Origin of the sequence: Pelagibacterium sediminicola, from assembly GCF_003390885.1 — a bacterium.
GTDB classification, from domain to species: Bacteria; Pseudomonadota; Alphaproteobacteria; order Rhizobiales; family Devosiaceae; genus Pelagibacterium; species Pelagibacterium sediminicola.
Genome location: NZ_QMEL01000004.1, coordinates 41863 through 67833, shown reverse-complemented (window position 1 = coordinate 67833; position 25971 = coordinate 41863). Strand labels below are relative to the sequence as shown.

General features: G+C 62.6%; 27 protein-coding genes. 17 read left to right on the top strand and 10 right to left on the bottom strand.

Annotated features, from left to right (window positions below):
* Positions 1-31: 31 nt before the first annotated feature.
* Positions 32-1627: a flagellar hook protein FlgE gene (locus DQG18_RS08685; protein ID WP_116653872.1), complete on the bottom strand. Its 1596-nt coding sequence runs from the start codon at positions 1625-1627 to the stop codon at positions 32-34.
* A gap of 412 nt (positions 1628-2039) precedes the next feature.
* Here DQG18_RS08685 and DQG18_RS08680 point away from each other — a divergent pair, with 412 nt between their 5' ends.
* The 4 genes from DQG18_RS08680 to DQG18_RS08665 all read left to right on the top strand — a co-directional run bounded on the left by DQG18_RS08680 (position 2040) and on the right by DQG18_RS08665 (position 5578).
* Positions 2040-2900, top strand: a complete 861-nt coding sequence (locus DQG18_RS08680; protein ID WP_116653871.1) for an ATPase — start codon at positions 2040-2042, stop codon at positions 2898-2900.
* Positions 2901-2935: 35 nt separating this feature from the next.
* Complete coding sequence (locus DQG18_RS08675) at positions 2936-3853, top strand: homoserine O-succinyltransferase (protein ID WP_116653870.1); 918 nt, start codon at positions 2936-2938, stop codon at positions 3851-3853.
* Positions 3854-4089: 236 nt separating this feature from the next.
* Complete coding sequence (gene dksA / locus DQG18_RS08670) at positions 4090-4509, top strand: RNA polymerase-binding protein DksA (RefSeq protein ID WP_116653869.1); 420 nt, start codon at positions 4090-4092, stop codon at positions 4507-4509.
* 151 nt (positions 4510-4660) lie between these two features.
* Complete coding sequence (locus tag DQG18_RS08665) at positions 4661-5578, top strand: hypothetical protein (protein WP_116653868.1); 918 nt, start codon at positions 4661-4663, stop codon at positions 5576-5578.
* A gap of 155 nt (positions 5579-5733) precedes the next feature.
* Here DQG18_RS08665 and flgH read toward each other — a convergent pair whose 3' ends face one another.
* Genes flgH through flgF form a run of 4 tightly spaced genes read right to left on the bottom strand, consistent with a single transcriptional unit; the run spans position 5734 to position 9031 of the window.
* Positions 5734-6474 carry a flagellar basal body L-ring protein FlgH gene (gene flgH, locus DQG18_RS08660; protein WP_116653867.1) on the bottom strand — a complete coding sequence of 247 codons (741 nt, stop codon included), beginning with the start codon at positions 6472-6474 and terminating at the stop codon, positions 5734-5736.
* Between the two features lie 50 nt (positions 6475-6524).
* Positions 6525-7466 (bottom strand): flagellar basal body P-ring formation chaperone FlgA, encoded by a 942-nt coding sequence (flgA, locus tag DQG18_RS08655; RefSeq protein ID WP_116653866.1) that lies wholly within the window; start codon positions 7464-7466, stop codon positions 6525-6527.
* Positions 7467-7489: 23 nt separating this feature from the next.
* A complete protein-coding gene (gene flgG / locus DQG18_RS08650) occupies positions 7490-8275 on the bottom strand; it encodes a flagellar basal-body rod protein FlgG (protein WP_116653865.1) in 786 nt (261 codons plus the stop codon).
* A 12-nt stretch (positions 8276-8287) separates the two neighbouring features.
* Positions 8288-9031 carry a flagellar basal-body rod protein FlgF gene (flgF, locus tag DQG18_RS08645; RefSeq protein WP_342771498.1) on the bottom strand — a complete coding sequence of 248 codons (744 nt, stop codon included), beginning with the start codon at positions 9029-9031 and terminating at the stop codon, positions 8288-8290.
* A gap of 274 nt (positions 9032-9305) precedes the next feature.
* On the opposite strand from flgF, the gene DQG18_RS08640 reads away from it, so the two are divergent.
* The 5 genes from DQG18_RS08640 (at position 9306) to DQG18_RS08620 (ending at position 15683) form a co-directional block, all read left to right on the top strand.
* Entirely contained in the window at positions 9306-9809 is a 504-nt protein-coding gene (locus tag DQG18_RS08640; RefSeq protein ID WP_116653864.1) for a flagellar basal body-associated FliL family protein, read from the top strand.
* Positions 9810-9818: 9 nt separating this feature from the next.
* A complete protein-coding gene (gene fliM / locus DQG18_RS08635; protein ID WP_116653863.1) occupies positions 9819-10910 on the top strand; it encodes a flagellar motor switch protein FliM in 1092 nt (363 codons plus the stop codon).
* Positions 10907-11329: a DUF6468 domain-containing protein gene (locus DQG18_RS08630; RefSeq protein ID WP_116653862.1), complete on the top strand. Its 423-nt coding sequence runs from the start codon at positions 10907-10909 to the stop codon at positions 11327-11329. The genes fliM and DQG18_RS08630 overlap by 4 nt, the downstream gene beginning before the upstream one ends.
* The gene (locus tag DQG18_RS08625; RefSeq protein WP_116653861.1) at positions 11326-12063 is read left to right on the top strand and encodes a MotE family protein; all 738 of its coding nucleotides are present in this window, start codon (positions 11326-11328) and stop codon (positions 12061-12063) included. Before DQG18_RS08630 ends, DQG18_RS08625 begins: the two co-directional genes overlap by 4 nt.
* A gap of 263 nt (positions 12064-12326) precedes the next feature.
* Positions 12327-15683 carry a tetratricopeptide repeat protein gene (locus DQG18_RS08620; protein ID WP_157970071.1) on the top strand — a complete coding sequence of 1119 codons (3357 nt, stop codon included), beginning with the start codon at positions 12327-12329 and terminating at the stop codon, positions 15681-15683.
* A 148-nt stretch (positions 15684-15831) separates the two neighbouring features.
* On the opposite strand, the gene fliP is transcribed toward DQG18_RS08620, so the two are convergent.
* Together fliP and DQG18_RS08610 are read right to left on the bottom strand one after the other, a co-directional pair.
* Positions 15832-16563 (bottom strand): flagellar type III secretion system pore protein FliP, encoded by a 732-nt coding sequence (gene fliP, locus DQG18_RS08615; RefSeq protein WP_116653859.1) that lies wholly within the window; start codon positions 16561-16563, stop codon positions 15832-15834.
* Positions 16564-16594: 31 nt separating this feature from the next.
* Positions 16595-17173, bottom strand: a complete 579-nt coding sequence (locus DQG18_RS08610; RefSeq protein WP_116653858.1) for a flagellar biosynthetic protein FliO — start codon at positions 17171-17173, stop codon at positions 16595-16597.
* Positions 17174-17395: 222 nt separating this feature from the next.
* Between DQG18_RS08610 and flgB the strand changes: the two genes are divergently transcribed.
* The 6 genes from flgB (at position 17396) to flhB (ending at position 20925) form a co-directional block, all read left to right on the top strand.
* Positions 17396-17800, top strand: coding sequence for a flagellar basal body rod protein FlgB (flgB, locus tag DQG18_RS08605; protein WP_116653857.1), 405 nt, complete (start codon positions 17396-17398; stop codon positions 17798-17800).
* A 25-nt stretch (positions 17801-17825) separates the two neighbouring features.
* Positions 17826-18239 carry a flagellar basal body rod protein FlgC gene (gene flgC / locus DQG18_RS08600; protein WP_116653856.1) on the top strand — a complete coding sequence of 138 codons (414 nt, stop codon included), beginning with the start codon at positions 17826-17828 and terminating at the stop codon, positions 18237-18239.
* Between the two features lie 11 nt (positions 18240-18250).
* On the top strand, positions 18251-18577 hold the full coding sequence (gene fliE / locus DQG18_RS08595; RefSeq protein WP_116653855.1) for a flagellar hook-basal body complex protein FliE: 327 nt from the start codon (positions 18251-18253) through the stop codon (positions 18575-18577).
* 230 nt (positions 18578-18807) lie between these two features.
* Positions 18808-19074, top strand: coding sequence for a flagellar biosynthesis protein FliQ (gene fliQ, locus DQG18_RS08590; protein WP_116653854.1), 267 nt, complete (start codon positions 18808-18810; stop codon positions 19072-19074).
* A 6-nt stretch (positions 19075-19080) separates the two neighbouring features.
* Entirely contained in the window at positions 19081-19845 is a 765-nt protein-coding gene (gene fliR, locus DQG18_RS08585; RefSeq protein ID WP_116653853.1) for a flagellar biosynthetic protein FliR, read from the top strand.
* On the top strand, positions 19846-20925 hold the full coding sequence (gene flhB / locus DQG18_RS08580; RefSeq protein WP_116653852.1) for a flagellar biosynthesis protein FlhB: 1080 nt from the start codon (positions 19846-19848) through the stop codon (positions 20923-20925). It abuts the gene before it with no gap.
* Positions 20926-21085: 160 nt separating this feature from the next.
* On the opposite strand, the gene DQG18_RS08575 is transcribed toward flhB, so the two are convergent.
* Positions 21086-21508: a type II toxin-antitoxin system VapC family toxin gene (locus DQG18_RS08575; RefSeq protein WP_116653851.1), complete on the bottom strand. Its 423-nt coding sequence runs from the start codon at positions 21506-21508 to the stop codon at positions 21086-21088.
* Between the two features lie 3 nt (positions 21509-21511).
* Positions 21512-21754 (bottom strand): type II toxin-antitoxin system VapB family antitoxin, encoded by a 243-nt coding sequence (locus DQG18_RS08570; protein ID WP_116653850.1) that lies wholly within the window; start codon positions 21752-21754, stop codon positions 21512-21514.
* 201 nt (positions 21755-21955) lie between these two features.
* Between DQG18_RS08570 and cckA the strand changes: the two genes are divergently transcribed.
* On the top strand, positions 21956-24505 hold the full coding sequence (gene cckA, locus DQG18_RS08565) for a cell cycle histidine kinase CckA (RefSeq protein WP_116653849.1): 2550 nt from the start codon (positions 21956-21958) through the stop codon (positions 24503-24505).
* A gap of 3 nt (positions 24506-24508) precedes the next feature.
* Here the strand turns inward: cckA and DQG18_RS16320 are convergent, their stop codons facing one another.
* Entirely contained in the window at positions 24509-24673 is a 165-nt protein-coding gene (locus tag DQG18_RS16320) for a glycine zipper domain-containing protein (protein ID WP_198669715.1), read from the bottom strand.
* 195 nt (positions 24674-24868) lie between these two features.
* Between DQG18_RS16320 and recA the strand changes: the two genes are divergently transcribed.
* Complete coding sequence (gene recA, locus DQG18_RS08560; protein ID WP_116653848.1) at positions 24869-25933, top strand: recombinase RecA; 1065 nt, start codon at positions 24869-24871, stop codon at positions 25931-25933.
* Positions 25934-25971 lie beyond the last annotated feature (38 nt).

The window sequence follows — 25971 nt, the reverse complement described above, 5'->3', positions numbered from 1 at the left end:
CCCGTCTCCAGTTTACGACGTTCTGTCTCAACTAGCGGACCATATTGAGGGCTTCCTGCAGCATCTCGTCGGAGGTCGAGACGATACGGGTGCCCGCAGCGTAGGCCTGCTGGGTTACGATCAGCTTAGTAAATTCGTCGGAAATGTCGGTATTGGAGGATTCCAGCGCGCCGCCCGAAACGCCCCCATCGAGCGAAAGGATCGCCTCGCCCGATTGCGCCGTTGCCGCATAAACCCCGCCATCCATGCGCTTGAGCATGTTCTCGGCGTTGAAGTTGGCAGTGACCAGCTGGTAGATCTCGATCTGCTCGCCATTGGAATAGGTCGCCACGACACGCCCGGCGTCATTGACCGCGACGGACATGAACGAGCCTGCCGCATACCCGTTCTGGTTGAGCTGGGTGACCGAGGCGCGGCCATTGGCATTGTCGAACTGGGTCAGCCCGCTGACGCCGAAATCGAGCGCTACATCGCCCACCGTTGTTCCGTTGACCGTAAGCCCCGGAAGGTTGAGCTGCACCACGTCATCGCCCGCCACCGGATTGCCGTCCATGGTCGCGAGCGTGCCGTTGGGATTGAAGGTGAATTCCCCGCCGGGCACCGTCACCCATTCCTGCGGATCGCTCTGTTCCATGTAATAGAGCTGCCAGGTGTCGGGGTTATCCGACATCATGCCCCAGCGCATCTGCACGTTCACCGAAGCGCCGTTGGGCGTATAGACTGTGATCGCCCCACCCTCGACCGTCTGATTGAGGAATTCGGGTACGCCCTGCGAGGTCAGTCCGGCGATCGCCCCCGTACCGCTTATGGTCAGGCCGGTCTGAACGTCATCCGCGACGATCTGCAACTCCCCGCCAACGATCGATGCAGTGGCGTTGATGCTGGCGTTGCCGTTGATCCAGTCAACCAGATTCTGCAACGTATCCGAACTCGTGCCGTCATCGGTAAACGTCTGGACACCGTTGCCGGTGTTGATCGTAAAGGTGTCGCCGGCGCCGAACCCGGGCAAGCTATCGAGCAGCGTGCCCCCGGTCAGGGCGCCCCCCTCGTTACTGGTCGTTTCGGCGGGCGCATAAAGCAGCCCCACCGCCGGCACGGCGGGCAGGTTTAACTGGTACTGGATGCGCGTGGTTGTGCGCGCCGGGATCAGCCCATTGCCGATCTTGATCATTTCGGGAACCGAACCGGCAACGTTGCCCGTCTCGGAATCGATGGGCACGCCGCGCAGATAATATCCTGCGCCGTTGACCATGTAACCTTCCCGGTCCATCTCGAAATCGCCGCGGCGGGTATAGAAATTGGCATCCCCGAACACCGCCTGTCCGTCGGTGGTGCCGGTCTTTTCCGAAACGATGAAGAAGCCGGACCCGTTGAGCGCCACATGGGTGCCGGTCGGTGAGGTGATGATGTCGCCGCGCACGTCGTTGGTCGAACGCGAATAAGCAAGTACCGCGCCGGGTACCTGCCGTCCCACCGCCGCATCGGGGATGAGATCGATGAACCCGGTCTCCATCCGCTTGTAGCCCGTGGTCTGGGAGTTGGCGATGTTGCCCGAGATGTTTTCGAGCGCAAATGCCTGCGCCCGCATCCCCGTCACGGCCGTCGCCAAAGCACCATAAATACCCATTTCACTCTCCGTCTTGCCGGCGCCAACGCGCGCGTATTCGGAATGAGCGAAGCAAACGGAGTGCCAGACTCTTACTTCATTGAATCTAAATCGCTTTTTTTCGGATAACGACCTTGAGCGCCCAGTCAGCCCGGAATCTTTCGCCTCTCGCCCGGCAATTTCTGCCCGGCGCTGGTCGCTTGTTTGCGGGAAGGCTTTGGTCTATGCCCTTTGAAATCGGCGTTTTGGTAGCATCGCAGCCCCCTCATCCGACCTTTCGCTTCGCGAAAGCCCACCTTCTCCCACGAGGGGAGAAGGGGAAGCGTGGGGCCACCATACGAGCTCCCCTCTCCCTTCGTGGGAGAGGGGCTGGGGGTGAGGGGGCCAGCGATCTGCCAGCCAGCGCCAAGTTTTGTAAAAGCCCGGAACCGCCATGCTCCTCGCCAACGCCGCAGAATTCAAAGCCCTTCCCCGCAAGGCCGTCACGGTCTTCGGCATGGCGGGCGTGGGCAAGACCCGGCTGGGCAATCTGCTGCGCAAGGAGGACTGGTTCCACTTCTCGGTCGATTTCCGCATCGGCACGCGGCACATGGGCGAATATATCGTCGACAACTTCAAGCGCGAGGCGATGAAGGTGCCCTTCCTTGCCGAACTGCTGCGCTCGGATTCGATCTATATCTCGTCCAACATCACCTTCGACAATCTCGAGCCGCTCTCGACCTATCTGGGCACCCCCGGCAACCCCGAAAAGGGTGGCCTGCCGCTCGCCGAATATCAGCGCCGTCAGGAGCAGCATCGGGTGGCCGAGGTCTATTCCCTGCTAGACGTGCCCTATTTTATCGAGCGTGCCAAGGATCTTTACGGTTACGAGAATTTCCTGTGCGACACCGGCGGCTCGCTGATCGAGGTGCTCGATCCGCACGATCCCGACGATCCCGTTGTCAAGGCCCTGCGTGAGAACACGCTGCTCGTCTATCTCAAGGGCAGCGAGGACGACGCCCAGCGCCTGATCGACCGCTTCCGCGCCGCACCCAAACCGATGTATTATCCGCCCGCCTTTCTCATCGAGAAATGGGCGGAGTTCAAAATGCTCAACGGCGTCACCCATGACAACGACGTCGACCCTGATGACTTCGCTGTCTGGGGGTTCGAGGCGCTGCTGCGCGACCGTCTGCCCCGTTACCGGGCGCTGGCCGACAATTTTGGATATGCCATCGATGCCGAGGACCTGGCAAAGGTCCGCGACGAAAAAGACTTCATGGAACTCATGTGCAGGGCGATCGACGCCCGCTGACCCTGCCCATGCTTTTTCCCTGAGGATATACAAAAATGCCCATCCGCATTCCAGACCAACTCCCAGCCAGAAAAACCCTCGAGGCCGAGGGCGTCGTGGTGATGGACAAGTCTCGCTCCACCCGGCAGGACATCCGCCCCCTCCAGATCGGTCTTCTGAACCTGATGCCCAACAAGGAGCGCACCGAAACCCAGTTCGCTCGCCTGATCGGCGCAACGCCCCTTCAGGTCGACCTGACGCTGGTGCGCATCACGGACCATAAGTCCAAGGGTACGCCGCAGAAATATCTGGAAACCTTCTACAAGACCTGGGAGGACGTGCGGCAGCGCAAGTTCGACGGTTTCATCGTCACCGGCGCACCCATCGCGCATATCCCGTTCAACGAGGTGCGCTACTGGCCCGAAATGATCGAGATCATGGACTGGACGCAGACCAATGTGCACCACACCATGTTCATCTGCTGGGGCGCGCAGGCCGCGCTCCATCATTTCCACGGCGTAAAGCGCTACCGCATGGAGAAAAAGGCGTTCGGGGTGTTCCGTCACCGGCTGGTGAACACCTCCCCGCTACTGCACGGCATGTCCGACAGCCCGATGATCCCGGTCTCGCGCTACAACGACATCGATCGCAAAACCATCGGTCCCGATCTCGAAATCCTCATCGATAACGAGGAGATCGGCGTGTGCATGCTCGGTGACCGGAAATACCGCGCCGCCTACATGCTCAACCACCTCGAATACGACAACCGCTCGCTTGCCGACGAATACGAGCGCGACCTCAACGCCGACCTCAACCCTGAACCGCCCGCCAATCTCTACCCCGGCGGCGACACGTCCGTAACGCCGGAAAACCGATGGCGCAGCCACGCCCACCTGATGTTCCAGAACTGGATCAACGAGATCTACCAGACGACGCCGTACGATCTGGAAAAGGTCGGCACGGGAGAGGAGTAGGCGGGCGCCGATATCCCGCCCCGCCCCTTGATCGCGGCCTGAACACCTGTTTGCACCGATCTCCATCAGGGGAGGGTGCGAGAATTGTGGATAAGCCGAATCGTGCGCGATAGCCTGCGCTGTGACCCATTCTCCTCACCTGCTCACGGGTTGGGCATGCGGACAAAAGTCGGTTGCCCGATGCCGTCGATGAACCTATATAGGCGGCACCTGAGGTTCGGGGAGTGAGTCTTTCGATGACGATTGATGCTCTTGCTGAAGACTATCGTCCTACCGAGGACGAAGAATTCATGAACCCGCGCCAGCGGGAATACTTCCGGCGCAAGCTCGATGGCTGGAAGGATGAGATTCTGCGCGAAAGCCGCGGGACGCTCGAAAACCTCCAGGAAGAGAGTACCAACCATCCCGATATGGCCGACCGCGCGTCGTCGGAAAGCGACCGTGCGCTCGAATTGCGCACCCGCGACCGGCAGCGCAAGCTGATCGCCAAGATCGATGCGGCGCTCAAGCGGATCGAAGACGGGTCCTATGGCTATTGCGAGGAAACCGGCGAGCCCATCGGCATAGCCCGCCTCGACGCCCGCCCCATCGCGACCCTGAGCCTTGAAGCCCAGGAAATGCACGAGCGCCGCGAAAAGGTCTATCGCGACGACTGATCAATTGTGCGGGGTTTTGGTTCGGGGTCCAACTCTATCTCACTGCAATCGCCGGAGCATCCCGATCCCATCGAAGCCTGAAGCGGTCTAAAGGATTGACTTTTCCTCGCGATTATCGATCCCTCGTGCCGTGAGAGCGATCTGTACATCGGTGGTTTCGATTGTCGCGCTGGCCGCGGCGGGCGCTCCGGTGTTCGCGCAGCAGGGCGAAGTGACGTTCGGCGTGCAGGTGCGTGGCGGTGCCAGCTATCTTTCGCTCAATCACGATGCCTCGATGTACACCCCGCTGCCGGGGCCGGGAATGGCTTCGTATGGCAACCCCACGAGCATATTGAGCTATGAGCCGCTTTATACGATGGACGTCGAGTTCGTCGTCGCGAGCCGCAATGCGGATGGCTGGTTCGAGCTTGTCGCGGGCTTTCCCATAGCGGGCGGTGGCACCTTCGGGGATCGCGATTATGAGGCGGGGCAGACGCTCTATTCCGAAACGTTCAGCGATCTCGCCATCGGCGGGTTCGGCGATGCGAGCCTGCGTTTTTCGCTGCCGGGCGAGGACTGGCAGGTCGGTGGCCTTGACGTGCAGCCCTATGCGGTCATCGGCGCGGGTCTTGCCAGCTACGCGGCCAGGGGCCTGCGGTGCGGCGCGGCGTGCCCTTCGGGGCCGATGCCCAATACCAGAACGGTGATCGGGCAGGACGTGTTGTCGGCCTCGGCGGGGATTGGCGCGCTTCTGGAGCGCGAGGTTTCCGAACACGGTACGCTCGATTTCCGCGTCGAGGTAGCGGGCGGATATATGGGGGTTTCCGACAGCCATTACTTCCGGCCTGATCTGGGGCCGGTGCCCAACATCGCCTATGATTTTGCGACCCTCGGGGTCTTTACCGAGCTTGGCTATGCCCATGCGGTGTCCGAAACGGCCAAGATCAGGGTGGGGGTGTTCGCGGAGGGTCAGCTGGGGTTCGGCCGGGTTGTCTTCAATTCGGCCGGCGGCGGAAGCGGACCGGCGATCCCGGCGTGGAGCCATGCGCTTTCGGGCGGCGTGGTTCTGGGAGCGTCGGTGGCGTTCTGAGGCTTTCAAGCCGCCATCCATGATATTCCGACGCAAAAAGGGGCGCGGCGGGGAAAGTGCCGCGCCCCTGTTTTCCGGCTCAACGGGGAAGGAGAGCCAGGAAGGACGCCTGCCCGAATTGGGGAAGGCAGGCGGCCTTGGGGATGGTGCCGTTCCTAGAAGGGCAGGATCGCGTCGAGGACCTGCTGGCCATAACGGGGCTGCTGGACGTCGGTGATCTGGCCGCGTCCGCCATAGGCGATCCGTGCTTCGGCGATCTTGGTGGAGGGGATGGTGTTGTCCGAGCCGATGTCCTCGGGCCGCACGATCCCGGCGACGATCAGGTCGCGGACCTCGAAATTGACCCGCACTTCCTGACGCCCCTCGATCACCAGATTGCCGTTGGGCAGCACCTGGGTAATGACGGCGGCGACGCTGGTCGTCACGCGCTCGGAACGGTTGACCGATCCGTTGCCGGAATTGTTGATGCCCGAATTGGTGCCGAGCGCGGCGTCCGCGCTGACATCGGCCGGTGTAGCGGAATTGAAGATCGAGCCCATCACGCCGGAAAGGCCGGTCGAATTGCTCGATGTGCGGCTCGCCGAAGTGGTGTTGCCGATCTGGGCGCGGTCATCGATGGCGACGAGAACCGTCAGGATGTCGCCGACCTTGGCGGCACGCTGGTCCTTGAAAAAGCCGCGCGCGTCGGTGCGGAACAGGGAATTGGCCTGATAGATAGCGGGTTCCTGGACGGGCATGGGCATCGAGACCGGACGGTAGCCGGCGGTGACGGTGGGGTCGACGATGGGCGAAAGTGCCGGGGCCTTGCCGATATTGGCGAGGCGGTCGGTGGTGTTGCAGGCCGCAAGCGTTGTGACGAGCGCAAGGCCGGTCAGGATTTTGAAGATCGTTTTCATTTCATTTCCCCGTTAGTGCCGCGATTCCCCAATCGCGGTGAAAGGCGGTGTCAGAGCCCGGCGATCTGCTGGCTGCTGCTCGAAATCAGAACCGTCCCGTTCTCGATTACCGTGCCGTGCATGACCTTGCGGGTCATGGGATTGAGCACGCTGACCGGTTCGGAAAGGCTGGCTGCATTGAGGGCCTGGCCGCGCGTCGTGAGCGTCAACGGGCCCTGGCGATAGATGACGGTGACGGTATCGTTGCGCGAGATCAGTTCGGGCGCCGAAATGTCGGCGGGCCGGATCAATACCCCTGCGCGGGTCTGGCGCTGGAGTTGCTTGCCGATGATGTTGTCGATGCTCACCACGCCCGCATTTTCAGCGTAGGGCAGAGGGACGAGGCGGAATTCCACATCGTCCACGCCGAGGATCGACCCTGCGGGGAGCGAGCGGGCGAGGTGCGGGGCCTCGATCATGAGCTGGATCTGCCCGGCGATATCGAGCGGAGCATCGCGCCCGGCGACCTCGAAGCGGGCCGAGAATGTCGAAGACCCCGGCATATAGCGCAGGATGACCAGCGAGACTGGGGTTTGGGTGGCTGCCGCGTTGAGCATGGGCAGGGGCGCATCGAGCGCGATCTGCATGTTCATGGCGCCGTTGAGGATGCCGCGCCCGGAAAGGTCGGCGGCGATTAGTCCCTCGATCATCTCCATATCGACAGCGATACCGGGACGGGTGACGCGGATGCGATCAAGGCCAGCGGTCTCGAAATCCTCGAGGCCATGCGGCGCGACTGCGGCGGCAATCTGCTCGAGGGTGACGAACCCCGACGTGCCGGGCTGGGGTGCGCGGAAGATCGCCGTTTCCGCGACAAGGCCGGCATTGGCGAAGATGTCGCCGACTGTCACGAGCGCTGCGTTGACGGAAATGTCGCCCCGCAGGACGGGCATGGCCTGGGCGGCGGTGGCCATCGTGGCAAAAACCAGTGCGAGTATGGTACGTTTGAACATCACTCAAACCCTCCTTTCAGTCGTCAGCGAAGCTGGGCCGTGGCCTGCAGCATCTGGTCGGCGCCCGAGATCACCCGCGCGTTCATTTCGTAGGCGCGCTGGGCGGCGATCAGGTCGGCCATTTCGGTGACGGCGTTGACATTGGCGTTCTCAAGATAACCCTGAATGAGCGACCCCATGCCCTCGCCGCCGGGAAAGCCGATCTGGGCCTGCCCGCTGGCGCCGGTCTCGACGAACAGATTGTCCCCGATCGATTCCAGCCCGCCCTTGTTGACGAAGCGCGCCAGTTGGATCTGACCGAGCTGGACGGGCAGCGTCTCGTCGCCCACATACGCCTCGACGATGCCGTCCCGGCTGATCGAGATGGCCGTTGCGTCTTCGGGGATGATGATCCCCGGCTCGATCTGGAAGCCGTCGACATTGACCAGAAGGCCGGTGGCATCGCGTTCGAGCGTGCCGTCGCGGGTATAGGCGGTGCGCCCATCGGGCAGCGCGACGGTGAGGAAACCTTCGCCGCGAATGGCGATGTCGAGGTCCTTTTCGGTGGGCACGACGTTGCCCTGCGTCATGATGCGGGCGGTGGCGGCGAGCTTGACGCCCGAGCCGATCTCGATGCCGACCGGCACCTGGGTTCCCGCATCCGAAGTGGCCGAACCGGCGCGGCGGTAGGACTGGTAGAGCAGGTCCTGGAACTCGGCGCGCTGGCGCTTGTAGCCGGTCGTGCGCATGTTCGCGATATTGTTGGAAATCACTTCGACATTGCGTTCCTGGGCGGCCATGCCGGTCGAGGCTATATAGAGGGCTTTCATGGCTTAGTTTCCTCAGGCTTGCGCGTCGCCAAGACGCTGGATGGCGTTGCGGCGGAGTTCGTCCTGCTTGTTCATCAGGTCCGCCAGAGAGGTGTAGGCGCGGGTGACGCGGATCATTTCGGACATCTCGGATATGCCCGAGACGTTGGAGCGCTCGATGGCGCCCTGCACGACAGCGGTCGCTTGCGCCTCGCGCGGCGTGCCGCCGGTGAACATGGTATCGCCGGTGCGGGTCAGCTCTTGTGCGTTCGCGAATTCGACGACGCGAAGAATGCCCTTGTTGCCGGCGCTCGAGGTGATCTGGCCATCGGCGGTGATATTGATGTCGGTTTCCCCGACATCGAACTGGATCGGATCGCCGGTGCGCGAGAGAACGGGATAGCCGTTCTGGGTGACGAGGGTGCCCTGGGCGTTGATCTCGAAAACGCCATTGCGCGTCCAGCGCTCGCCCTCGGGGCCCTCTACGGCGAAAAAGCCCTCGCCCGAGAGCGCCAGGTCGAGCGGGTTGCCCGTCTGGGTGATCGATCCGGCCGCGAGGTCGTGCATCGTTGCCCAGTCATGGACATAGGACAGCGGCTGGTCGCCGCGCGGAAAGGTGCGGTCGGCGGCGACCGGCATGATGTATTCCTCGAAAAGAACTGCCTCGGCCTTGAAGCCCGTCGAATTGATGTTGGCCATGTTGTTGGCGAGCACATCCATCTGGCGCCGGAGTGCCATCTGCCGCGAAAGGCCAATCAATTGCGCGTTCTCGATCATGCGCGGTTTCCCCGTTTCATCTGGAGGCCCACTTCCCCAAGCGGGCTTTCCGCCTGATGCCTTGCATGCGGTGTGCCAGACTGGAAATTTTAATAAAATCAAAGGTTTGGTATGAACGAGGGCGACGTTAACGGTGGGTTATTCTTAACCCGGCGGCAAGATTTGCCGGGCAAATCCTGCCGCTGGACGGGTAATGGTAACCATTCGTTAACCTTGCGCGGATTAGCTGGAGGTGCCGGGAAAGCCGGCCTTTCCGGGGGATTCGGGGCTATCGATGAGCGATGTGACTGAGAGCGAAGTTGCCGAAGGCGCCGGGAATGCCGGCGCGGAGGGCAGGAAGGGCCGTGGGCGTCTCATGATCGTCGGCGCGGTGGCGGGGGCGCTCGTCCTCGCGTCGGGGGCCGGGGCCTGGTTCCTCATGGGGTCGGACGCCGGATCGGGGACGGGAAGCGCTGCGGTGGCCGATGTCGCCGAGCCGCATTTTTTCGACCTGCCGGTGATCACCGTCAATCTCAACAATGGGGGCGGCGCGCCGGAATTCCTGCGCCTGTCGATTGCGCTCGAAGTGCGCGATCCCGCCGCCATGGCAATGATTGAACCGCGCCTGCCGCGCGTGCTGGACACGTTCCAGGTCTATCTGCGGGAACTGCGCCGGTCGGATCTGGAAGGATCGGCCGGCGTTTACCGGCTCAAGGAGGAATTGCACCGCCGCATCAATCTCGCGGTCTATCCCGCGTCGGTGGACAATATCCTGTTTAAAGAACTTCTGGTGCAGTAGGGGCGCGCGATGGCCGAACCCGAAGAAAAAGGCGGATCGCTGGGCGACGACTGGGCGGCCATGCTCGAGGCTGAGCAGGGCGCGGACGGCGTCGACCGGGTGCTCAACCAGGACGAGATCGACTCGCTGCTGGGCTTTGATGCAAGCGTGGGGTCCAGTGTCGAGCTCACGGGCGTGCGGGCACTGATCAATTCGGCGCTGGTGAGCTATGAGCGCCTGCCGATGCTGGAAATCGCCTTCGACCGGCTGGTCCGGCTGGCGACGACGACGCTGAGGAATTTTACCTCCGACAATGTCGAGGTCGCGCTCGATTCCATCTCGTCGGTGCGGTTCGGCGATTATCTCAACTCGATCCCGCTGCCTGCGATCCTCTCGGTCATCAAGGCCGAGGAATGGGATAATTTTGGGCTTCTGACGGTCGATTCGAACCTTATCTATTCGATGATCGACGTGCTGCTGGGCGGGCGGCGCGGGTCGAGCGTCATCCGCATCGAGGGGCGGCCCTATACCACCATCGAGCTGGCGCTGGCGCGGCGGATGATCGAGCACGTGCTCGACGACATGCGCAAGGCGTTCGAGCCGCTGACGCAGGTGACCTTCAAGCTCGACCGGATGGAGACCAATCCGCGCTTCGCCGCCATTTCGCGTCCCGGTAATGCGGCGATCCTCGTTGAACTCCGGATCGACATGGACGACCGGGGCGGCAAGATCGAGATCATGCTGCCCTACGCGACCATCGAGCCGATCCGCGAGCAGTTGCTCCAGATGTATATGGGTGAGAAATTCGGCCGCGACCCGATCTGGGAAGGGCATCTGGCAACGGAAATCTATGCCGCCGACACCGAGATTTCGGCAGTGCTGCACGAGATGGACATGCCGCTCTCGAAAATCCTGGGGCTGGAGAAGGGCGACACCATCATGTTCGACAGGACGCCCACGGACCCGGTGACCCTGCGCTGCGGCACGGTGGATCTCACCAAGGCCGTGATGGGCCATATCGGAAACAACGTATCGGTGCGCGTCACGCGCCCCCTCAATCCGCCCAAGGTGACCATGGCGGCGTTCGAGGCAATGGATGAACAGGTGGAGAACAACACATGATGGGGCTTTCACTCGGGCTTGTCATCGAGGGGGCGGTGGCCGTCCTTCTGGCAACGACAATCGGTTACTGCATCGTTCTCAACCGCAAGATCGCCAATCTGCAGTCCGACCGGACCGCGCTCCAGCAGATGATCGCCGATCTGGTGCAGGCAACCACCATGGCCAACACCGCCATCAAGGGGTTGCGCGAAACGGCAGTGGAGGCCGACGAGACGCTCAACCAGCGGCTCAACGAGGCCGAGCGCTTCGCGATCGAGCTTGCCAATCACGTCAACTCCGGGCAGGCCGTGATGGACCGGATCGCCAGGATCACGGAGGCTGCACGCAGTTCCAAGGGCGCCGAGCTTGAAGGTCAGCGCGCTTCGGCGGCCCTTCGCACGCTCAACGATCACCAGCGGCGCAGGAGCAGCGCGGCGTGAAAACCATCCGGTTGCTGCCCATCGTCATCCTGGCCGCCTCAGCGCTCCTTGTCCTCAAGGTGGCAGGGCTGGTCTCGGGTGGCGGCTATGTGCTGAGCGGCACGACGCAACTGATGGCGCAGGAAGGCGGTGAGGGCACGAGCGATGCGGACCTTGCGGCGGCCGATCTTGCGGCGCGGGCGCTGTTCGAGAGCGTTCCGTCCGTCGAGGATGGCGGCACGATTCCCACGCGGGATCTCGCCACCGGGAGGTCGGGCGAGATCGCCGGTTTCGAGCAGGACGATACGGAGCAGGTCATTCTTGAGCGGCTGGCGGCGCGGCGCGCGGCGCTTGACGATCTTGCGCGCGAACTCGATCTGCGCCTTGCGGTGGTCGAAGCCGCCGAAACCCGCATCGAGGAACGGCTGAGCGAGTTGGCCGATATCGAGGCACGTATCAACGCCACCATGGACGCGCAGGAAGCGCGCGAGGCGGAACAGTTTGCCGGACTCATCACCATGTACGAGAACATGCGCCCCGCAGATGCGGCGACGATCTTCAACGATCTCGACATGGCGGTGCTGTTGCGGGTCGGAAAAATGATGAACCCGCGCAAGCTCGGCCCCATCATGGCCAAGATGCTCCCGGCCAAGGCGCAGGACCTGACGGTGCGCATGGCGGCGGCAGATGGCGCGGATCATATGGTGCCGGCGACCGACGGCTTTGCCAGCCTGCCGCAGATCGTGGGGCAATAGGCCAAGGCTAGGTCCGGATTTAATCCGACGGCATATTTCGGCTTACGCCGAATCCCCCTTCCCAACCTCCCCCACAAGGGGGAGGTGCTGGCCTTGTGCGTAGGGAGGTGCCCAAGAAAAGAATGCACCCTCCCCTTGATGGGGAGGGCTGGGGAGGGGTGAGAGCTCTGTGCTCCAGTCAAATCCCATCGCACGCGGTAAGGGCATTTTAAGTGCTCGGCGCTAGGGTTGCCGCCATTGAACGGCGGCGGGGCAGAAGGCTTTTGACCACCAGGCGACCAGGGGATCGGCTCATAGACGCCGCGCGAGCCATTGCGCTGGTGCTGGTTCTGCTCGCCCTGCCACTGGTCGGGACCGCGTCCGCGCGGGCGCAGGAGAGCGTTTCCGTCGAGGCGCAGCGGCACGAGAATTTCGGGCGGATCATCATCACCTTCCCGGACCGCATGCGGTTGCCCGAATATGAAATCATAAATGAAAACGGCGTGTTGGCGATCCTGTTCGCGACCCCGTTGGAAGGGGCGCTGCCCGAGATTGCGGCGGCGCTGGGCGATATCGTATCGGTGGCCCGGTTCGACCCGGACATGACCGGCATCCGCATGGGCCTGCGTGGTCCCATGCAGATCAATACCATCGATGCGGGCGAGCAGCTTTTCATCGATTTTTTGCCCAATGACTGGGTTGGGTTGCCGCCCGGCCTGCCGCCCGAAACGGTCGCCAGGCTGGCCCAGCGCGCCGAGGAGGCGGCCCGGCTGGCCGAGGAGCGGCGGCGCGCGGAACTGGCCGCCGAGTATAATCCGCAGGCCACCATCCGCGTGGGACGCCACCCGACCTTCTGGCGCATCGTGTTTGACTGGAACGTGGGGACGCGGGCGGAGTTCAGCCGCGAGGACGACCATGCCAGCATCGCGTTCGACTGGCCGGTGCCGATCGATCTTTACGAGATCATCTCGGACATGCCCGCCAGGTTCGAGGCGGTCGCCAATACGGTCAATGCCGGCGATAGCGTCGTGACGTTCGATGTGGCCGGCAACACGCGGATGCGGTTTTACGAGGAAAGCGCCACGCGGTTCGTTCTCGATGTTGATCTCGAAGGGGTGTTCGTCGAGGCCATCGATCCGCTGACGCTGGCGCGTGCGGCCGAGGACATCGCTTCGGTGGACGTGGAAACCGGGCAGGGGGCGGCCGAGGATGCCGTAGAGGACGTTGCCGATGTTCCGGTGACGGAAGACACGATCATCGAGCCGTTCGTCACGACCGTGGGCCCGACCGTTCGGGTGGTCTTTCCCTTCACCAGCGAGACGCCCGCCGCTGTGTTTCGGCGCGGAGAGACGTTGTGGCTCGTGTTCGACACACAGGCGCGGATTGCTGTGCCGAGCGATGATCTTGCGAGCGGCCCGCTCGATGCGCTGGTTTCCGGCTTTGCCGTCGAGGGTGCGACGGGGTCCCGCGTGGTGCGGATGCAGATGAACGAGGATCGGCTGGCGACCATCGGTTCGGAAGGCAAGGCGTGGGTGCTCTCGCTGGGCGATGTGCTGATCAGCGCCACCGATCCGGTCGTGTTCGAGCGCAAGCAGGCGGCGGGCGGCTTTTTCCAGATCACCGTCGACATGGTGCGGCCCGGTCGCGTGCACCAGCTTCGCGATCCCGGTGTTGGTGACACGCTTGCGGTCGTAACGGCCTACCCGCCTGCGCGCGGGATGGTGCGGGACCTGCACTATGTCGATTTCTTCGCGCCGCGTACGGTGCATGGGCTTGTATTCAAGCCCAACCATGAGGGCGTTTCGGTCTGGCTCGAAGGCACCCAGGTCGTGGTGGGGGCGGAGGCGGGGCTGACGCTTTCGACCGAGCAACCGCTGCGTTTCACCGCAACCGCCGAACCGCAGGTCAGTCTAATGGAGCTCGGTCCGCACGTCGCTGCCAATCCGGGCGATCTTGCGGCCCGTCGCCTTGAACTCGTGGGGCGCACGCTTTCCGCCGAGGGGCGCGATCTCGATATTGCCCGCCTGGATCTCGCCGAGTTCTACCTTGCCAATAATCTGGCCCACGAGGCGCTGGGTGTGCTTTCGGTCCTGCACGATGCGACGGGTCACCCCGATCTGGAGGCGCCGAGCCGACTGATCGAAGGGGCGGCCAATGTGATTGCGGGACGGCCCGCCGATGCGTTGGCGCAGCTGGGCGACAGTGTGCTCGCCAGCAGCGCGGATGCGCGCCTGTGGCGCACCATGGCGCGCGTGCAGCTTGGCGATCTCGATGGCGCAAGGCAGGAGGCACTTGGTTCCGAACTTCTCGCCGCGAATTACCCGGGCTGGATCAAGACCCGCTATCTGCTCGCCGGGATTCGCGCGGCGGTGGGCGAGCAAGACGTGACGCTCGCGACCCGCCTGTTGCGCCAGATCGATCTTGCGGCCATGAGCCGCGACCAGATTTCCGAATTCGAGATGCTGAGCGGTATGCTCGACGAGTTGAATGGCCGGACACCTGAAGCGCTCGAAAGCTATGGCCGGGTGATCGCCGCCGACCGCAGGCCGGTTACCTCCGAGGCCGTGCTGCGCACGATCCTGCTGCTCGATGAATTGGGGCGGCTCGAAGTCGATAAGGCGATCGATACGCTTTCCGCGCAGGCGGCCATCTGGCGCGGCGATTTCGTGGAACTGGCGATCACCGAAAAACTCACCGACCTGCAATACCGGAACGGCGATTTCCGCGATGCTTTCTCGCTCACGCGGCAGGTTGCCGAGGCCTATGGTAATTCAACGGTGCTGACGCGGCTGATGGAGCGGGCGCAGACCGAGTTCGCGGGGCTTTATATCGACGGGCAGGCCAACGCGCTCGATGCCATCGAGGCGTTGAGCATCTATTATGACTTCCGGCAACTGACCCCGGCGGGCGCCGAAGGGGACCAGATGATCCGCAATCTGGCGCAGCGGCTTATCCGGGTCGACCTGCTCGATCAGGCCGCCGAACTGCTCGAATATCAGGTTGCGAATCGCCTTCAGGGCGCGGCGCGTGCGCAGGTGGCGGCGGACCTTGCAGTCGTCCACATCGCCAATCGCGAGCCGGCGCGTGCCCTCAAGGTGCTTTACGACACGCGGCTCACAGGCATCCCGCCCGCGCTCGAACGTCAGCGTCGGGTGCTGGAAGCGCGGGCGCTGATCGATGCGGGGCGTTACGATCTGGCGCTCGACATGCTGGCCGGCATGAGCGGGCGCGATACCGAGCTGTTGCGGGTGGATGCCTATTGGAAGGCGCGGCGGCATCGTGAGGCTGCCGAGACCATCGAAACGCTTTATGCGGCAGACCTTGGCCGGGGTTCGCTGAGTCCGGTGGCGCGCATGAACGTGATCAAGGCGGCGGTTGGATATGTGCTGGCCAACGACCAGCTCGGGCTGGCGCGGTTGCGCAACCGGTACGCGGATACGATGTCCCGCGCGCCCGAATGGCCGATGTTCGCCTTCGTCACCGAAACGGTGGACACCACGGCAACCGAATTCCGCGACCTCACGCGCCAGATCGCGGCCACCGATTCCCTCAACGCCTTCCTCAACGCCTACCGGGAAATCTACACCGCCGAAGGCGCGGTCACCCCGTTCCGCGCGACGCAGGGCGAAGGGATGAGCTGAGATGGCGCTGGATTCCGGTAATAAATACCGGAATGACATTGGTGTTTTCGGATGGCCTTGCGTTTTCCTCGATGTCATCCCGGTATTTATTGCCGGGAACCAGTGCGGACACTGCCACGAGCGCTGAGTTCTGATTTCCGCAACCGTTCTACCCCACAAAACTTCGGATCAGCGAGCCCGCGACGAGATACCAGCCGTCGACCAGAACGAAAAAGATCAGCTTGAAGGGCAGTGAGATGATGATGGGCGGGAGCATCATCATGCCCATGCTCATCAGCACCGACGCCACCACCATGTCGATGATGACGAACGGCAGGAACAGCAGGAACCCGATCTCGAAGGCGCGGCGCAGTTCCGAAATCATGAAGGCCGGGATGAGGATGCGCAGTTCGAGCTCTTCGGGGGTTTCGGGCGGCGGGGTTTCGGTGAGGTCGAGGAACAGCATCACGTCGCGGTCGCGGACGTGGGTTCGCATGAATTCGTGGATCGGACCCGAGGACAATTCCAGCGCCTCGGTCAATTCGATGTCGCCGGCCATCAGCGGCGCGATGCCCTGATCGTAGCTCGATTGTAGGGTAGGGGCCATGATGAAGGCGGTGAGGAACAGCGCCAGCGAGATCATCACCGAGTTGGGCGGCGCGGTTTGCAGGCCGATTGCGGTGCGCAGCAGCGAGAGCACGACCACGATGCGCGTGAAGCTCGTCACCATGACGAGAATGGAGGGCGCGAGCGCGAGGACGGTGATGAGCGCGATGAGCTGGATGGCGCGCTCGGTCAGCGTCGTGTCGTCGCCGAAATCGATGGAGATGTCCTGGGCAAAACCGGCGGCAGGCACCAGAACCATGGCAAGGGCCATGACAATGCCCAGGGCACGCAGCATCGCGCCGTGCGGAATGGCGCCGCCCGGAAGGCTAGGTCCGTTTGCCTTTGCTCGTTCCGGCGTTATCGCTTTCCCCTGCCTCAGAGACGACTTCCAGCGCGGGTTCGCCGCGTCCGGTCAACCCGCTTGTATCTGAGTCGGGGAAGACGGCGGGCGCCCGGTCGGGCTTTCCACCGGGAAGTTCGCTGTTTTCGCCCGGAACGGTCCGCAAAAGGCCGGTATGGCGCAACGATCTCGATTTTCCTGCCGTGGCGGCGGGGGGCGTTTCCGTGTCCGGCTTGCCGGGGCGGGCCGTCCACCGTGCGGGGGCGGCTGGTGGGGGTGGGGCCTCGAACCCGGTTTCCACAACCAGATCGTTCGCGCCGCCGATGACGATCAGGTGCTCGACGCCGTCGCGGCGCACGATCACCGCCTGCCGCTTCTGGTCGATGGGGATGGAATCGACGATGGACAGCCGCTTGTAACGGCCACGGCCCACATTTTGCGTCGCCTGCCCCACGACCTTGATCAGCCAGACCGCAAGAACGATCAGGGCCAGCACGATGGCAAGCGCGATGATCATGGTCAGGTAATTGGTTTCGCCACCGAACAGGCTGGTCAGAAATCCCACCGCCGTGTCTCCCGGAAATTGCCCAAGTTGATAGTCGCCCCGATCGCGCCGCTTTCATCTCGAGCGGTGAATCGCCGGGCAAGACTTGCCTAGCATAGTGAGAGAAAAGGCCAAAACATGAAGTTTTCCGGCTCCACGGCAAATCGGCGTTAACGGCTCGTTAACCATGGAGCAGGCAAGATTTGCCCAGTCGGGGACGGATTTGAAAGAGTCTTTAAAGCAATGGCCATCGGAGACATGCCGATCTTTGCGGCGCTGCGCAACAAGATGCAATGGCATCAGACGCGGCAGACGCTTCTGGCCGAGAACGTGGCCAATGCCGAGACGCCCGGATACAAGGGCCGCGATCTGGCCCATTTTAACTATCGGGACCACGTCGAGCGGCCCGGCCTTTCGGTGGCGACGCGGGCGACCGATGCGCGGCATTTCTCGGTCGGCGGCTCGAATGCCAAGGCATTCGGGGCCATGCGCATGAACAATTTCGAGATCATGCCCGAGGGCAATGGCGTGACGCTTGAAGAAGAGATGATGAAGGTCACCACCAACCAGATGGATTATCAGGCGGCCACCACGCTCTATACCCGCTCCATGCGCCTGATGCGCATCGCGTTGGGCAAGCAGGCCTAAATTTGAAAAGGACAGGGGCGGCGCGATGAACGACTTCATGACCTCGATCAAGATTGCGGGCAGCGGGCTCAATGCCCAGTCGGCCCGGATGCGCGTGATCGCCGAGAACATGGCGAACGCCGATTCGGCGGGCAATGCGCCGGGGGACGACCCCTACCGGCGCAAGATCCCAACCTTCCATGCGATTTTGAACAACGAACTCAATGCCTATGAAACGCGGGTCGGGCGTCTCTCTTACGACATGAGCGATTTCAGCTCGCGGTATGAACCGGGCCATCCGGCGGCGGACGAGGCCGGTTATGTCAAATATCCCAACGTCGATACGCTCGTCGAGACGATGGACATGCGCGAGGCCCAGCGTACCTATGAGGCCAATCTTAACGTCGTCACCGTGTCGCGCCAGATGCTGGGCCGCACGCTCGATATTCTGCGCGGTTAGGAAAATAACGGATGTCCACGCCATTCAACGCCGCAACGGCGGCATACGGAAACGTTTCGCGCCTCATTTCCGATCAGGCGGCTGGCAAAGCCCAGTCGCTGCAATCGCCCGCGCAGGGCGGCGTCGATTTCGGAACGCTGCTGGCCGAGCAGATCGACAATGTCGCCCAGGCCGGGAAACACACCGATCAGGTGAGCATGGACATGGTCAACGGCAAGGCCAATGTGATCGACGTGGTGACGGCGCTGGCCGAAACGGAAATGGCCATGGAAACCATGGTCACGGTTCGCGACCGGGTGATCTCGGCCTATGAGGAAATCATGCGGATGCCGATCTGATTGGTCTACCGCTTAACACCGGCCTTGCAACTCACTCATATGTCATCCCGGCATTTATTGCCGGGATCCAGAGCAGAGCAAGCCCGGAACCCCGTACCCGCTGAAAGACCGGAACTGGACCCCGGGAATAAATCCCGGGGTGACAATGGTGGATTGGGCAGGCGCGGGGGCTAACACAGGCAGTTTGCCGCATATAGACTCGGACCATCGATTCGGCAGGAGCCTTATCCATGAGTGGCGCCATTACACTCGACATTGCCCGCGAGGGCATTTGGGTGCTGATCCTGATTTCGGCGCCGATGATGATCGTGGGGCTGGCGGTGGGCGTCGTGATCGCGCTGTTTCAGGCGCTGACGCAGATCCAGGAAATGACGCTGGTCTTCGTGCCCAAGATCATTGCGATCTTCGTTACCATGCTCATCGCGCTTCCGTTCATGGGCGCCACGATGTCGGGGTACATGAACCGGGTGGTCGACCTGATCATCACGGGCGGATAGCGGGCCGTGAGCATTACATGGGGACCGGATGTCGCGTGGTATTTCTTCCTGCTGTTTGCGCGGGTCGGCACCATGTTCATGCTGTTTCCCGCCATCGGGGAGCGCACCATCCCCGCCCGGCTGCGGCTGACTGCGGCGCTGGCGTTTTCCTTCGTTCTCTATCCGCTTATCGCCCCTGAGCTGGGAGCGATCCCCGAAACGCTCGCCGGGCTGGCCGGGGCGCTGGCCCATGAACTGGCGGTGGGGTTCATCATCGGGGGGCTGACGCGGCTGGTGCTGCTCGCCGCGCAGGTGGCGGGCGCGGTCATCGCCTACCAGATGGGGCTTTCCATGGCCCAGACCGCCGACCCGACTCAAGGCGGGGTGCAGGGGGCGATCGTGGGCAATTTCCTCGCTTTCACCGGTGTCGTCCTGATCTTTACCACCGACATGCACCACATGCTGCTGGCGGGGATCTATCAGAGCTATTTCTACTTCCCCGTCGATGCGCCGCTGATGTTTGAGGACGTGGCCGACATGGCGACGCGGATCGTTGCGGGCGGGTTCGTCACCGGCGTGCAGATGGCCGCGCCGCTGCTCATATTCGGGCTGATCTTTTATCTCGGTCTTGGCATTCTGGGCCGCCTGATGCCGCAGATCCAGGTGTTCTTCATGATGATGCCGGCCAACATCATCGTCGGGCTGATCCTGTTCGCGCTGCTGCTGGTGCTGATGATGACTTGGTACATGTCCCATATCGAGCACCATTTCTCCTTGATCGGGGGGCTCTGAATGTCAGACCAGCCCGATCAGAGCGAAAAGACAGAAGACCCTTCCCATAAACGGCTGATGGATGCCCACAAGAAGGGCGATGTGGCAAAGAGTCAGGAGGTGACGACCTGGTTCATGATTACCGGGTCGGCGCTGGTGTTCGCGTTTCTGGCGCCGTGGGCCAGCGGCTCGGTGATGGACAGCCTCAAGGGGATAATGGAGCACTCCCATCGTCTCGAGGTCGGCGGGCCGGCATTCGGGCAGTTCTTCTATACGGTCGCGACGAGCGTTCTGGGGGTGGTGCTGGTCCCCATGGCGTTCCTGGCGCTGTTCGGGATTGCGGGCAACATGGTGCAGCACCAGCTCGTTTTCTCCGTCGATCCGATCAAGCCCAAGCTCTCGAAGGTTTCGCCCGTTTCCGGGTTCAAGCGGCTGTTTTCCACCGAGGCGCTGGTCAATTTCGCCAAAGGGCTGTTCAAACTGGTGGTCTTTTCGGTGGTGATGTTCGTGGCCATCTGGCCCGAGCGCGACCGGCTCGATACGCTGATTTCCACCGATCCCTTTCTGGTGCTCGCGGTGTTCCGGGAGATCGGGATCAAGATCTTCATCGTCACGATCATCACCATCACGATCATCGCGCTGCTCGACTATCTCTATGTCCGCCACAAATGGTGGAAGCGCCAGATGATGACGGTCAAGGAGGTGAAGGACGAATACAAGCAGATGGAGGGCGATCCACACGTCAAGGGCCGCATCCGCCAGATCCGGCAGGAACGTAGCCGCAAGCGCATGATGGCCGCCGTGCCGGACGCCACCGTGGTCATCACCAACCCGACCCACTACGCCGTCGCGCTGAAATATGACCGCGAAATGGTCGCGCCCGAAGTCGTCGCCAAGGGCGTCGATGCCCTCGCCCTCCGCATCCGCGCGCTGGCGCGGGACAATGACGTGCCGGTGGTCGAAAACCCGCCCCTCGCCCGTGCGCTCCATGCAGGCGCCGAAGTGGGCGAGCGCATTCCCGAAGACCAGTTCAAGGCGGTGGCGCAGGTCATCGGCTACGTCATGCGGCTCAAGCAGCGGGCGGGATGGAGACCATCATAGAGCCGTTCCGGCTTTGATGGAAACAGCAACCACTCTCTCGCTTCTCCGGCGAAAGCCGGAGTCCATATCTCGACATTTGCGGAAGTTGAGGTTTCGCGCTGGATTGCCGGCTTTCGCCGGAAAAGCGAGGGGAGAGTGTGAAGCTGCTTCCGTCAGAACCTCAAACGATCCAAGGCTCGCGCGGCACCGTTTCCAGATCGGTGCTGCCGAATTCGTCGCTGGTGGCAAGGATCGGTAGGCCATAATATTTGGCGCAGGCGTAATGCAGGCAATCCCCGAGATTGAGCCTGTTTTTCCCAGACCTGTAGCGGTGCGCTGCCGACAAAACGAGCCGCGTTGCTTCCCTGGCTGGAGGCAGGTCGATAATGTCGATGCCCCGCTCGTCAAGGAATTCGAGCACGATCGGTTCGACCGCATTGACCGGCAGATTGAACTTGTCGGGCCGGGCCAGCGCAATCACCGTTTCCAGAACGGCGACAGGCGAGGTCAGTCGTTTCGTTGCGGTGGCCAGCGCAGCCGAAACGCGTTCAGCTTCCACTTCGTCTGAGAGAATGGCGATGATCGCGCAGGCATCGACGAACATGGGTTAATCGTCCCACATGTCGTCGAGCGTTTCTCTGGGGAGAGTTGCTCGGGCCTGCTCGTTGAGGACGACGTTGTGCTTGCGGCGGATTCTCCTGGCGGTTTGCAACGGTGTTTCCGTGCCGCGCCGGCGCTCGATCGCCTCTTTCATCGCAATGACGATGGCATCGGTGAGAGACACGCCCGCGAGGCTGGCGAATTTGCGCGTCAGCTTGTCCGCTTCCTCGTTGTTGACGTTGATGGCCATGGCTTCGCCGTATGTAGATTTCAGGTGCCGCCTAATGTAGATTGTCTTGGCTGCATTCACAAGCTGACCCCCCAAGAAAACCGTGCCTAAACGCACCCGCAAGCGCCATCCGCACTACCCAAGCCAAAGCCGGGTTTGCTACCAATAGAGCTTGCTGATTCGGTATTTGCCGCCCGGCGCGGCGCAGCGAGGATAATCGACATGGCGGTGGCCCCTGCCGGAGAGGACAACTATCCCGAACCCGTCGTTTCGCGCACCGCGTCCAGCGGCGCGCTGTGGCGGGTCGTGGGGCTGTCGGTCCTGTTCGTGGGGATCGCGGTGATCTTTGCGCTTATGGGCGAAACAGCGTCTTCCGACATGGTGCTGCTGTTTTTGGGGCTCCTTGCGGTCATCGGGGTGTTTTCGCTGTTTGCGCTGGCGGCGGGGCTGTTCCGGTTCGTTGGGGGCGAGGAGAAGCGCACGCTGTCGCGCGCCGTGGTCGATAGTCTGCCCTATGGCGCGCTGGTCACCGACCGGGACGGCAAGATCGCCTATGCCAATGCCCGCTATGCCGAGCTTTCAAAGGCGGTGTCGCGGGATGTGCCGGTGGGCGTGCCGCGCCTTCTGGCCGGACACCCCGAGGCCAGTGAGGCCATTTACCGGCTCAGCCGCGCGGCGCGCGACGGGCGGACCATCATCGAGGACATAAGGCTTTCGCGCGGCGGGGGCGGGGCGCAATGGCTCCGCGTCGGCGTGCGGGCCCTGCCGCAGTTCGAGGGCGACTCTGGGCGCAAGGTCATCTGGACGGTAGAGGACATCACCCGCGACCGCGAGGCGCAGGAAAATTTCTACGTCGACCTGCAAAAGGTCATCGACTATCTCGACCATGCCCCCGCGGGGTTCTTTTCGGCCAATGCGGGCGGGCGCATCCAGTATATCAACTCAACGCTTGCCGACTGGCTCGGCTATGATCTTGCGGCCTTCGAGGCGGGCGATCTCGATTTGAGCGAGATCGTTCCCAATGACGGAGCGGGGCTCCTGATGGGGGGCGGGCAGGATGGCACGGTGCGCACCGAGACGATCGATATCGATCTGGTGCGCCGGGACGGCACGAGCCTGCCGGTGCGGCTGTTGCACCGCGCGGCCCGGCTGGCCGAGGGCGAATTGGGCGAAACCCGCACCGTGGTGCTCGACCGCTCGCGGGCGCTGGACGGGGAGGAGGCGCTGCGTGCCGCCCAGGTGCAGTTCTCGCGGTTCTTCAACAATACCCCCATCGCCATCGCCGCGCTCGATGCGGGCGGGCGCATCCTGCGCACCAACGCCCCCTTCACGCGGATCTTCGGGCTGGCATCGGGCGAGAGGAGCATCGAGGGGCTCGATATCGCTTCGCTCGTTGAAGAGGACGATGCGGAAAAATTCCAGGCCGCGCTGGCCGCCGCCAAGGCGCACAAATCCGAGATCGACCATGTCGATGCCACCGTGCCGGGCGAGGGGGAAGGGCGGAGCGTCCGCATGTTCATCTCCGGCGTCGAGCAGGGCGGGGACAGCGAGGAAGCGGCCATCCTTTATGCGCTCGATACCACCGAGCAGCGCCTGCTGGAAAAGCAGTTCGCGCAGGGCATGAAGATGCAGGCCGTGGGCCAGCTCGCGGGCGGGATCGCCCATGATTTCAACAACGTCCTGACCGGCATCATCGGCTTTTCCGACCTGTTGCTGCTCAAGCACAAGCCGTCCGACCCCTCGTTCTCCGACATCATGTCAATCAAGCAGAGCGCGAACCGGGCGGCGGGGCTGGTCAAGCAGTTGCTGGCCTTTTCGCGCCGGCAGACCCTGCGCCCGCAGATTCTCGATATTCCCCAGCATGTCGATGACCTCACCGTGCTGCTCAAGGGGCTGATCGGGGAGCGGGTGACGCTGGGGGTCGAGCACGGGCACGATATCTGGCCGGTACGGGCCGATCTCGTGCAACTCGAACAGGTGATCATCAACCTCGTCGTCAACGCGCGCGACGCCATGCCCAATGGCGGGGCGGTGACGCTGCGCACCCGCAACGTGGAGGCGGCGGAGGCGGAAACCCTCAATTATCGCGGCATGCCGGCGGCGGACTATGTGCTGGTCGAAGTCGAGGATGCGGGCACGGGGATGTCCCAGGAAGTCATGGAAAAGATCTTCGAGCCGTTCTTTTCCACTAAGGAGATGGGCAAGGGGACCGGGCTCGGGCTCTCGATGGTCTATGGCATCATCAAGCAAACCGGGGGCTTCATCTACCCTGAATCGGAGATGGGCCGGGGCACGAGTTTCCGCATCTTCCTGCCGCGCCACATTCCGGCCGAAGGGGAGGTTCGGGTCAAGCAGGTGGCGGCGGCGGTCAAGGATCTGACCGGCAACGAGCGCATACTGATCGTCGAGGACGAGGAAAGCGTGCGGGCCTTTTCGGCGCGGGCGCTGGCGGTGACGGGCTACGAAGTGTTCGAGGCAGGCTCGGGCGAAGAAGCGCTCGAAGTGCTCGAGGAGATCGACGGGGAACTGGACCTCATGATTTCGGACGTCGTGATGCCGGAGATGGATGGGCCTTCGCTTCTCGTCGAGGTGCGCAAGAAATATCCCGACCTCAAGGTGATCTTCGTTTCCGGCTACGCTGAGGAAAGCGTGCGCCAGGGGCTGGCCGACGACAGGAGCGTCGAATTCCTGCCCAAGCCCTATTCGCTCGACCAGATCAACTCCAAGGTCAAGGACGTGCTTTCGGGCCGGACGGGCGGGCAGGCCGAATAGGCGCTATTTTTTCGCCGGCGGCTCGCCCGAGGACATGGCGATGCCGATCGCGACGCCTATGGCGATCCCCATCCCCATGCCCACGGCGAGATTGTCCATTGAAGCGCCGATAGCCGCCCCGATGGCCACACCGATCGCTATGCCCATACTGAGTTTGGACGTGTTCATGGCGGTGTCGCTCCTTTCGAGGCGAGCCGAATCCCTTTAAACATAACATTTCGGATCGTCATTCGCTCCGTTTCACCCGCGTTCTCATTTTGTCCCTTGACATAAGGGGAATAAAATGAGAACAAAAATGAAACCTGATGTTTTCGGGCAAGCGCCGGCGCAGTATGCGGGGCAGGGTGAAATAAGGAGAGAGAGATGGCGGTTTCACAGCTTCGCGTAGTGGATGGTGGTGCAATGGACAAGAACAAGGCGCTGGAGGCGGCCCTCGGCCAGATCGAGCGCAGCTTCGGCAAGGGCTCGATCATGCGGCTGGGCGAGAACGCCTCGGTCAATGTCGAATCCATTTCCACCGGATCGCTCGGGCTCGATATCGCCCTGGGGATTGGCGGGTTGCCGCGCGGTCGTATCGTTGAGGTCTTCGGACCGGAAAGCTCGGGCAAGACCACGCTGGCGCTCCATGTAGTAGCCGAGGCGCAGAAGGCCGGCGGCATCTGCGCGTTCGTCGACGCCGAACACGCGCTCGATCCCATCTACGCCCGCAAGCTCGGCGTCAATGTCGATGATCTCCTGATCTCCCAGCCCGATGCGGGCGAGCAGGCGCTGGAAATCGCCGATACGCTGGTGCGTTCGGGCGCCATCGACGTGCTGGTGGTGGACTCGGTGGCCGCGCTTACCCCGCGCGCCGAACTCGAGGGCGAGATGGGCGATTCCCTGCCCGGCCTGCAGGCGCGGCTGATGAGCCAGGCCATGCGCAAGCTCACCGCCTCGATCTCCAAATCCAAGGCCATGGTCATCTTCATCAACCAGATCCGCATGAAGATCGGGGTGATGTTCGGCTCGCCCGAAACGACGACCGGGGGCAATGCGCTCAAGTTCTACTCCTCGGTCCGCCTCGACATCCGCCGCATCGGCACGATCAAGGAACGCGACGAGGCCATCGGCAACCAGACCCGCGTCAAGGTGGTCAAGAACAAGCTTGCCCCCCCGTTCCGTCAGGTCGAATTCGACATCATGTATGGCGAGGGCATTTCCAAGACCGGTGAATTGCTCGATCTGGGCGTCAAGTCGGGGATTGTGGACAAGTCCGGCGCATGGTTCTCCTATGATAGCCAGCGGCTGGGGCAGGGGCGCGAGAATTCACGCCAGTTCCTCAAGGACAATCCCGAGATTGCCCTGCAGATCGAAACCGGCATCCGCGAAAGCGCGGGGCTACTGGCTGCAGAACTCATCACGGCGGGCGAAGCCGGCGAGGACGATTGATCGTCCCTAAACCGATTTGATCCAATGACCTCCTGGCG

Coding starts and splice junctions, on each gene's coding strand:
- fliM (WP_116653863.1), top strand. CDS start 9,819: ATGGCCGAACCCGAAGAAAAAGGCGGATCGCTGGGCGACGACTGGGCG.
- dksA (WP_116653869.1), top strand. CDS start 4,090: ATGACGATTGATGCTCTTGCTGAAGACTATCGTCCTACCGAGGACGAA.
- fliP (WP_116653859.1), bottom strand. CDS start 16,563: ATGCTGCGTGCCCTGGGCATTGTCATGGCCCTTGCCATGGTTCTGGTG.
- flhB (WP_116653852.1), top strand. CDS start 19,846: ATGTCAGACCAGCCCGATCAGAGCGAAAAGACAGAAGACCCTTCCCAT.
- DQG18_RS16320 (WP_198669715.1), bottom strand. CDS start 24,673: ATGAACACGTCCAAACTCAGTATGGGCATAGCGATCGGTGTGGCCATC.
- flgG (WP_116653865.1), bottom strand. CDS start 8,275: ATGAAAGCCCTCTATATAGCCTCGACCGGCATGGCCGCCCAGGAACGC.
- flgF (WP_342771498.1), bottom strand. CDS start 9,031: ATGATCGAGAACGCGCAATTGATTGGCCTTTCGCGGCAGATGGCACTC.
- DQG18_RS08680 (WP_116653871.1), top strand. CDS start 2,040: ATGCTCCTCGCCAACGCCGCAGAATTCAAAGCCCTTCCCCGCAAGGCC.
- flgB (WP_116653857.1), top strand. CDS start 17,396: ATGGCCATCGGAGACATGCCGATCTTTGCGGCGCTGCGCAACAAGATG.
- recA (WP_116653848.1), top strand. CDS start 24,869: ATGGCGGTTTCACAGCTTCGCGTAGTGGATGGTGGTGCAATGGACAAG.
- flgA (WP_116653866.1), bottom strand. CDS start 7,466: ATGTTCAAACGTACCATACTCGCACTGGTTTTTGCCACGATGGCCACC.
- DQG18_RS08575 (WP_116653851.1), bottom strand. CDS start 21,508: ATGTTCGTCGATGCCTGCGCGATCATCGCCATTCTCTCAGACGAAGTG.
- cckA (WP_116653849.1), top strand. CDS start 21,956: ATGGCGGTGGCCCCTGCCGGAGAGGACAACTATCCCGAACCCGTCGTT.
- fliQ (WP_116653854.1), top strand. CDS start 18,808: ATGAGTGGCGCCATTACACTCGACATTGCCCGCGAGGGCATTTGGGTG.
- flgC (WP_116653856.1), top strand. CDS start 17,826: ATGAACGACTTCATGACCTCGATCAAGATTGCGGGCAGCGGGCTCAAT.
- fliE (WP_116653855.1), top strand. CDS start 18,251: ATGTCCACGCCATTCAACGCCGCAACGGCGGCATACGGAAACGTTTCG.
- DQG18_RS08675 (WP_116653870.1), top strand. CDS start 2,936: ATGCCCATCCGCATTCCAGACCAACTCCCAGCCAGAAAAACCCTCGAG.
- DQG18_RS08685 (WP_116653872.1), bottom strand. CDS start 1,627: ATGGGTATTTATGGTGCTTTGGCGACGGCCGTGACGGGGATGCGGGCG.
- DQG18_RS08640 (WP_116653864.1), top strand. CDS start 9,306: ATGAGCGATGTGACTGAGAGCGAAGTTGCCGAAGGCGCCGGGAATGCC.
- DQG18_RS08630 (WP_116653862.1), top strand. CDS start 10,907: ATGATGGGGCTTTCACTCGGGCTTGTCATCGAGGGGGCGGTGGCCGTC.
- flgH (WP_116653867.1), bottom strand. CDS start 6,474: ATGAAAACGATCTTCAAAATCCTGACCGGCCTTGCGCTCGTCACAACG.
- DQG18_RS08570 (WP_116653850.1), bottom strand. CDS start 21,754: ATGGCCATCAACGTCAACAACGAGGAAGCGGACAAGCTGACGCGCAAA.